We start from the raw sequence: 6,832 nt of genomic DNA, 5'->3' as shown, positions 1-6,832 counted from the left end.
GGACAGGACGACGCCGGTGAAGGCGACGCCCTCGTGGAACGCCTGGGCCGTCTCGACGGCGGCCTGGCCGATCATCGCGTCGAGGACGAAGAGGACCTCGTCCGGCGCGATGGCCGCGCGGATGTCCGACGCCTGCTGCATGAGGTTGGCGTCGACGGCGAGGCGGCCTGCGGTGTCGACGATGACGACGTCGTACTGCTTGGCCCGGGCCTGCTCGATGCCCATCCGGGAGACGGTGACGGGGTCACCGAACGACCGGGTGCCCTCGCCGGAGTCGAGCACGGCGTCGTGGCCGCCCATGTTGCCGCGTTCGGGGGCGAAGACGGGGAGGCCGGCGCGCTCTCCGACGACCTCGAGCTGGGTGACGGCGTTGGGGCGCTGCAGGTCGGCCGCGACGAGGAGCGGCGTGTGCCCCTGGTCCTTGAGCCACTTGCCGAGCTTGCCGGCGAACGTCGTCTTGCCCGAGCCCTGGAGGCCGGCGAGCATGATGACCGTCGGCGGCTGCTTGGCGAAGCGGATCGTGCGCGTCTGCCCGCCGAGGATCGCGACGAGCTCCTCCTGCACGATCTTGACGACCTGCTGGGCGGGGTTCAGCGCCTGGCTGACCTCGGCACCGAGGGCACGCTCGCGCACCGAGTGGGTGAACCGCTTGACGACGGGCAGCGCGACGTCGGCGTCGAGCAGGGCGAGGCGGATGTCGCGGATCGTCGCGTTGACGTCGGACTCCGTGAGCCGGCCCTTGCCGCGGAGGTTCTTGAAGGTCGCGGTCAGGCGGTCAGACAGGGATGCAAACACCGGGCAAGGTTATCCGCTCCGGCGCGTGGGTCCGACCCGGCGCCCACACTGAGGTATGCCGTGAGCCGCGGTTGCGCCGGGAGGTTACGTTGGTCGGATGGCTGACCTCATCGACAAGATCGCGTGGATCCACCTGGAGGAGCGGCGCCTGCTCGTGGCCCGCAACGCCGGCCGCGAGCGCTTCTACCTGCCGGGCGGCAAGCGCGAGCCGGGTGAGAGCGACGTGCAGACGCTGGTCCGCGAGGTCGAGGAGGAGCTGGCGGTCACCGTGGAGGCAGCGACCGCGAGGCACGTCGGCACGTTCGAGGCGCTCGCCGACGCGCGGACGGACGGCCTCCTCGTGCGCCTCACCTGCTACACCGCCGTGCACACCGGCACGTTCGTGCCGTCGCGCGAGATCGAGGAGATCGCGTGGCTGACGGCCGGTGACGGCGACCGGGTGTCCGCCGTCGACCGGCTCGTCCTCGCCCACCTGCACGAGGCCGACCTGCTCGACTGACGGCCCCCGGGCCGATGGAAGGCGGGAAGGAGGCGGGAGGGTGGCTGCGGGTCAGTCGGCGTCGCAGGTGTCGATGATCATCGCGACCGCCTGCGCGGCCCGGGCAGGTGCCAGCTGGCCCCCGCCGAACTCGGTCACGTAGAACGTGTCGAGGGTCTGGCCGGCATACGTGGCGATGTGCGCCGAGCGCACCGACAGCGACGCCCGGGCGAGCGTGATGCCGATGTCCTGGAGCAGTCCCGGGCGGTCGGTGGCGCGCACCTCGATGACCGTCGCGGTGTCGGACGCGCTGCTGATGACCATGGCGCGTGTCGAGTCGACCGATCCCGAGCTTGGGCTTCGCACCCCGGACGACTTGCGTCGCTGCAGCTTGCCCAGCGGCGCGCGGTCGCCCTTGGCGACGCGCMTGAGGTCGCGGCCGATCACCTCGGGGAGCGGGGTCTCGCCGGACGGCGAGTCGACCCACCACTCGTTGACGGCGACGCCGTCGACGGTGCGGAGGATGGCTGAGCGCACGACGAAGCCGTGCGCGGCGAGCAGGCCGGCCGTGTCCGCGAAGAGGCCGGCGCGGTCACGGTCGACGATGTCGATGCGGTGGGCGCCACCGAGGGATGACACGGTGACGTAGGGCTCTCCGGACGCGATGCGGTCGAGGGCGTCGTCGGAGAGCGCCAGGGTCTCGATCGGTTCCACGACGAGAGGCCCCTCTCCTGGGGTGTGGGCGATGAGTGCCGTGCGGCAGGCCCGGTAGAGGCGTTGGACGAGGCCGGCCCGCCAGTCGCTCCAGGCCTTGGGCCCGGCGGCGGACGCGTCGGCCTCGGTGAGGGCGCGCAGCAGGTCGAGCGTCGTGGCCGACCCGTCGACGGCGTCCGAGAGCGCGATGATCGTCGCCGGGTCCTCGGGGTCGCGGCGGGTGGCCAGCTCGACGAGGGTGAGGTGCTCCCGGACCAGTCGCACGACGGTGGCGCGGTCGGCGTCGGTGACACCCATCCGCCGGAGCACCGTGTCGGCGAGCTGGGCCCCGGTCACGGAGTGGTCCTGCGAGCCCGGCACCTTGCCGATGTCGTGGAGCACCGCCGCGAGCATGAGCAGGTCGGGCCGGGCGACGTCGCGGACCATGCCGCTCGCCGCGACGACGGTCTCGATGAGGTGGCGGTCGACGGTGTGCCGGTGCACGGCGTTGCGCTGCGGGCGGCTGCGCACCGCCTGCCACTCCGGGATCCACCGCTCGACGACGCCGGCGAGGTCGAGCCCCTCCCAGACGGTGACGAGCCCGGGCCCCGACGCGAGCAGGTCCGCGAAGAGGTTGCGAGCCACCTCCGGCCACGGCTCGGGCAGGGAGGGCGCGGTGGCGGCGAGGTTCTTCAGCGTCGTCGGCGACAGGGGTATGCCGCCGCGCGCGGCCACGACGGCGGCCCGCAGCGGGGTGATCGGGTCGGACGAGAGGTCGGCCGACGGTCCGAGGACCGCCTCCCCGTCGTGCCGGTAGAGGCCGTAGCCGAGCGGGGCCAGCTGCGGGCGGCGGGGACCGACGCGCAGGGTGCGGGCGCGCTGGGACTGCATGGCGCGGCGCAGGGTGCCGTCGACGGCATACGCGATGGTGCGGGCCGACGTCGAGAGGTCGGTGAGGAGGTCGTCGGCGTCGGTGTAGCCGAGCAGCGCCGCGCACGCGTCCTGGTCGTCGCGGGTCAGCCGGTCCCGGCCGCGCCCGGTGACGACGTGGATCGCGTCGCGGACGTCGAGGATGCGCTCGTAGGCCTCGTCGACCTCGCCGTGCGGGCGGTCGGTGAGCCACGCGGCCGTGAGGGCCCGCAGCACCGACATGTCGCGGAGTCCGCCGTGGGCTTCCTTGAGGTCGGGCTCGATGAGGTGCGCGAGGTCGCCCTGGCGGGCGTGCCGCTGGACCACGGACTCCTGCATCTCGCCGAGACGGGTGCGGGCATTGGCCCGCCAGTCGTGGGCCACCGTCGAGCGGGCGGCGTTGACGACGTCGGCGTCCCCGGCCACGTGGGTCAGGTCGAGCAGCCCGACCGCCGCGGACAAGTCGTCGGAGGCGACGGCGCGGCACTCGGCGACCGTGCGGACGCTGTGGTCGAGGCGCACCCCAGCGTCCCAGATGGGATACCAGAGCTTGTCGGCGAAGGCGCCGACCTCCTTGCCGGAGAGGCCGCGCGGGTGGTGCACCAGCACCAGGTCGTAGTCGCTGAGCGGTCCGCCGTCGCTGCGTGCGAGCGAGCCGACCGCGGCGAGCGCGACACCTTCGTCCCGGCGACCGGAGCACGCCTCGCGCCACAGCTCCTGGAGCCATCCGAACCCGAACTCCGCGAGCGCCCCGCGGCGGGTCTGGCCCGCGCCGGGCGTCGCGAAGGTCCGGGTGCCGGCGAGGTCCAGACGTCGTGTGGTCACATCCGTCATGTCAGGTCTCGCCGTCCCCTTGAGTCGGTTCTGTTGGTGTCTCTGGTGCTCGCCGTGCCGTGCAGCGGACCGCGGCGCTCAGAGGGCGGCGACGCCCCGCTCGCCGGTGCGGACCCGCACCACCTCGTCGACCGGGACGGACCAGATCTTGCCGTCCCCGATGCGACCGGTCTGCGCGGCCTTGAGGATCACGTCCAGGACGTCCGGGGAGTCGATGTCGTCGACGAGGACCTCGAGACGCACCTTCGGCACGAAGTCGACGGTGTACTCGGCGCCGCGGTAGACCTCGCTGTGGCCGCGCTGGCGGCCGTAGCCGCTGGCCTCGCTGATGGTCATGCCGGCCACCCCGAAGGCCTCCAGGGCCTCCTTGACCTCGTCGAGCTGGTGCGGCTTGATGATGGCGGTGATGAGCTTCACGCGGATGCCCCTTCCTTGGCGGACGGCTCGTCGGCGACGGGCTGTCGGGTTCGTTCGGCCACGACGCCCGAGGTGGGCAGACTACGGCTGCCACCCGTGAACGAGCCGAGGTCGTACGCGGTCTCCGCGTGCTCCAGCAGGTCGATACCGCTGACCTCCTCCTCCTCGGAGATGGTGAAGCCCATGGTCTTGTGCAGGACCCAGCCGATGGCGAAGGTCACCACGAAGGAGTAGACGAGCACCGCGACGGCCCCCAGGGTCTGGGCCCAGAGCTGTCCCAGGCCTCCGCCGAGGAGGAGACCGTCGTTCATCTCGAGGCCGGCCGTGCCGGTCGGGCTGTTGGTCGCGTCGGCGAGGAAGCCGATGAGCAGGGTGCCGATGAGGCCGCCGACGAGGTGCACGCCGACCACGTCGAGGCTGTCGTCGAAGCCGAAGCGGAACTTGAGGCCGACGGCGAGGGCACAGCCCACACCGGCCGCCAGACCGACGACGAGGGCGCCCCACGGGGAGACGGTGGCGCAGGCCGGGGTGATGGCGACGAGGCCGGCGACGACACCCGAGGCCGCACCGAGCGAGGTGGCGTGGCCGTCGCGGATCTTCTCCGTGATGAGCCAGCCGAGCATGGCCGTGCAGGTGGCGCCGAGGGTGTTGACCCAGACGCCCGAGGCCAGCGTGCCTGCGCTGAGGGCCGAGCCGGCGTTGAAGCCGAACCAGCCGAACCACAGGATGCCGGCACCGATCATGACCAGGGTCAGGTTGTGCGGACGCATCGGCTCCTTGGGCCACCCGACCCGCTTGCGGAGCAGGATCGCGAGGGCGAGGCCCGCGACACCGGCGTTGATGTGGATGGCTGTGCCGCCCGCGAAGTCGTAGGCGCCGGCGCCACCGAGGAAGAGCCCGTCGGCCTTGTTGGCGATCCAGCCGCCCGTCTCGGCCGCGAAGCCGCTGAAGGCGAAGACCCAGTGGGCCGCGGGGAAGTAGACGAGCGTCGCCCAGATCACCGTGAAGACGGTCCACGTGACGAACTTGGCCCGGTCGGCGATCGCGCCCGAGACGAGAGCCACGGCGATGATCGCGAAGACGACCTGGAAGGCGACGAAAGCACCACCGGGGATGCCGCCCGCCGCCGGCGCGCCCGCGCTGGCCGGGACGTAGCCGTAGATGGCGTCGAGCACGCCCTTGAGCCCGAAGTGTTCGAAGGGGTTGCCGAGGAGACCGAGGCCGACGTCGTTGCCGAACGCCTCGCTGTAGCCCCAGAGGATCCACACCGTGCCGACCGTGCCCATGGTGATGAACGACATCATCATCATGTTGAGGACGCTCTTGGTGCGGACCATGCCGCCGTAGAAGAGGGCGAGACCGGGGGTCATGAACAGCACCAGAGCGGCTGCTGCGAGGACCCACGCGGTGTTCCCGCTGTCGGTGAACGGCGTGTCTGCCGTCACGAAGGTAAGTGCGCTCATGGCGAGAACGATGGACGGGCCGGATGTCGGGCGACGGCGTCGTTTGTTACAGCCTTGTCAACAACCGGTGGGCGCTGTTAGCGGCTGGTTTCCGCCACAGCGGCTGTCCGGATCGTGGACTCCCCTGCCCACGCTGCGGTCACGCTCGCACGTATGCCGCCCGGCTGAGCCGGGCGGCATACGTGTTCGAAGAGGGTGGACGGAGGCGCGTGGTCACATGACGATGGCGTCGACGAAGGCCTCGGGGTCGAAGGGGGCGAGGTCGTCCGGTCCCTCGCCGAGCCCGACGAGCTTGACCGGGACGCCGAGCTGGCGCTGCACCGCGACGACGATGCCGCCCTTGGCGGTGCCGTCGAGCTTGGTCAGGACGATGCCGGTGACATCGACCGCCTCGGAGAAGACCTTGGCCTGCATCAGGCCGTTCTGGCCCGTCGTGGCGTCGAGGACGAGGAGGACCTCGTCGATCTCGCTCTGCTTCTCGATGACGCGCTTGACCTTGCCGAGCTCGTCCATGAGGCCGACCTTGTTGTGGAGGCGGCCGGCCGTGTCGATGATGACGACGTCGACCTCCTCCTCGATGCCGGCCTTGACGGCGTCGAAGGCCACGGCAGCGGGGTCGGCGCCGTCCTTGTCGGACCGCACGGTGGCGACGCCGACACGGGCGCCCCAGGTCTCGAGCTGGTCGGCCGCCGCGGCGCGGAAGGTGTCCGCGGCACCGAGGAGGACCTCGCGGTCCTCGGCGACGAGGACGCGGGCGAGCTTGCCGACGGTCGTCGTCTTGCCGGTGCCGTTGACGCCGACGACGAGGATGACGGCGGGCCGGTCGCCGACGCGGCTGCTCGCGATGCGGCGGTCCATGTCGGGCTGGACGAGCGTGAGCAGGTCGTCGCGCAGCCAGCTGCGGACGGTGGCCTCGTCGGTGGTGCCGTCGACCTTGACGCGGGTGCGCAGCGAGTCGACAAGCTCCATGGTGGCCTCGACGCCGAGGTCGGAGGAGATGAGGGTGTCCTCGACCTCCTCCCACGCCTCCTCGTCGAGCTTGCCGCGCGAGAGCAGGGCGAGCAGGCCCTGCCCGATCGAGGAGTTGGACCGGGCCAGGCGCGCCCGGAGGCGTTGCAGCCGGCCGCGGGCGGACTCGGGCCGCTCCAACGCGGCCGCGGGCGGCTCGGTCGGCGCAGCCGGCTCCTCGATCTCGACCTCGGCGGGGGCGCCCGGCGCATCGGGGGGCGCGACGGTGTCGGTG

The 6,832-nt window shown here is 72.0% G+C and carries 6 protein-coding genes; 1 reads left to right on the top strand and 5 read right to left on the bottom strand.

The window, feature by feature from the left end; translation table 11 throughout:
* Window positions 1-795, bottom strand: a 795-nt coding sequence (locus AC1DP0_RS15520) for a signal recognition particle receptor subunit alpha (protein WP_478085746.1), incomplete at its 3' end; no start/stop codon positions are given.
* Between the two features lie 97 nt (window positions 796-892).
* Between AC1DP0_RS15520 and AC1DP0_RS15515 the strand changes: the two genes are divergently transcribed.
* Complete coding sequence (locus AC1DP0_RS15515; protein ID WP_478085744.1) at window positions 893-1,294, top strand: NUDIX hydrolase; 402 nt, start codon at window positions 893-895, stop codon at window positions 1,292-1,294.
* A 51-nt stretch (window positions 1,295-1,345) separates the two neighbouring features.
* Here AC1DP0_RS15515 and AC1DP0_RS15510 read toward each other — a convergent pair whose 3' ends face one another.
* The 4 genes from AC1DP0_RS15510 to ftsY all read right to left on the bottom strand — a co-directional run.
* Window positions 1,346-3,709: a [protein-PII] uridylyltransferase gene (locus tag AC1DP0_RS15510; RefSeq protein WP_478085741.1), complete on the bottom strand. Its 2,364-nt coding sequence runs from the start codon at window positions 3,707-3,709 to the stop codon at window positions 1,346-1,348.
* A gap of 78 nt (window positions 3,710-3,787) precedes the next feature.
* Window positions 3,788-4,126 carry a P-II family nitrogen regulator gene (locus AC1DP0_RS15505; protein WP_478085738.1) on the bottom strand — a complete coding sequence of 113 codons (339 nt, stop codon included), beginning with the start codon at window positions 4,124-4,126 and terminating at the stop codon, window positions 3,788-3,790.
* Entirely contained in the window at window positions 4,123-5,589 is a 1,467-nt protein-coding gene (locus AC1DP0_RS15500) for an ammonium transporter (protein ID WP_478085736.1), read from the bottom strand. The genes AC1DP0_RS15505 and AC1DP0_RS15500 overlap by 4 nt, the downstream gene beginning before the upstream one ends.
* 213 nt (window positions 5,590-5,802) lie before the next feature.
* Window positions 5,803-6,832, bottom strand: a 1,030-nt coding sequence (gene ftsY, locus AC1DP0_RS15495; protein ID WP_478085733.1) for a signal recognition particle-docking protein FtsY, incomplete at its 5' end; no start/stop codon positions are given.

This window comes from Terrabacter sp. P5_B1 (assembly GCF_056400505.1).
The sequence above is the reverse complement of the archived record's forward strand: the minus strand, read 5'-3'. Positions and strand labels throughout refer to the sequence as shown.

What these genes read in the sequence shown, in the direction of transcription:
- AC1DP0_RS15500 (WP_478085736.1), bottom strand. Translation starts at nt 5,589, where the DNA reads ATGAGCGCACTTACCTTCGTGACGGCAGACACGCCGTTCACCGACAGC.
- AC1DP0_RS15515 (WP_478085744.1), top strand. Translation starts at nt 893, where the DNA reads ATGGCTGACCTCATCGACAAGATCGCGTGGATCCACCTGGAGGAGCGG.